1 pseudogene is annotated in these 866 nt (G+C 74.2%); it reads right to left on the minus strand.

What is annotated here, in order from left to right:
• Window positions 1-866 (minus strand): annotated as a pseudogene (locus tag GUY60_RS37955) (hypothetical protein); the annotation flags it as partial.

Raw genomic sequence — 866 nt, forward strand, 5'->3', positions numbered from 1 at the left:
CATGAGGACTTCTCCGTGGCCTTGATCACCGTCTTGCGGAGCGTGACCGCCAGCCGGTCGGCGAGGCCGTGCGCCTCGTGGCCGAGGCCGGACTGGGCGGGTGCGGTGGTGGCGCCGGGCTTCATGGCCTCGTCGGCGGACTGCGGTTCGGTGACCTCGCGGCCGTCGGCCCAGCCGGAGACCGCGTACACGATCACCGGGGCGTCGGTGCGGACCGAGACGGTCCAGCTGGCGCGCTGTGCGTCGCCGAACCCGGCGGCGAGGGTGCCCTTCTTCGCGTACGGCCGGGGCATCAGGTCGTCGCGCCGGTCGAGGCCCTCCTCGGTGAAGCGGGTGCGCAGGGCGCCCATGGAGGCGGCGTCGGCCTTGGTGAACAGCATGCCGACTGTGGTGACGTGGCTGCGGGTCGTGTCGGTGTACGTGGCGCGCAACAGCCGTTCGCAGCCCACGGGTTGGAGTGCCTTGCGAAGCAGCGGGTCGAGGGCGCTCTTGCAGTTGGTGTCGGGCGCGACGGCTATCCGGGTCCATACGCGGTCGGCGCCGCCTGGGCCTGCGCCGTCGCCCTTGACGCGGGGCGGGAAGAGGGTGTCGACCGGCTCGTTGTGCCAGGCCTGGCCCGTGGCGGTGTAGAGGGCCTCGGCGCTGGGGGCGCCGTCGGCCTCGCCGGTGAGCCAACTCCCGGTCACCGCACCGCCGATGAGCCCGAGGCCGAGCACCAGGCAGGCGGCGACGGCGGCGACCCTGGCCCTGCTGCGCGACGGTACGGGGCGCAGCAGTGTGGTGCGGTCGTCGAAGGCCATCGGGCGCCCGAAGTGCAGGGGCGGGCCCGCGCCGGGCTGCGGGGTGAGGTCGACGGAGCCCACGGG

The organism is Streptomyces boluensis (assembly GCF_009908195.1).
Taxonomy (GTDB): Bacteria; Actinomycetota; Actinomycetes; order Streptomycetales; family Streptomycetaceae; genus Streptomyces; species Streptomyces boluensis.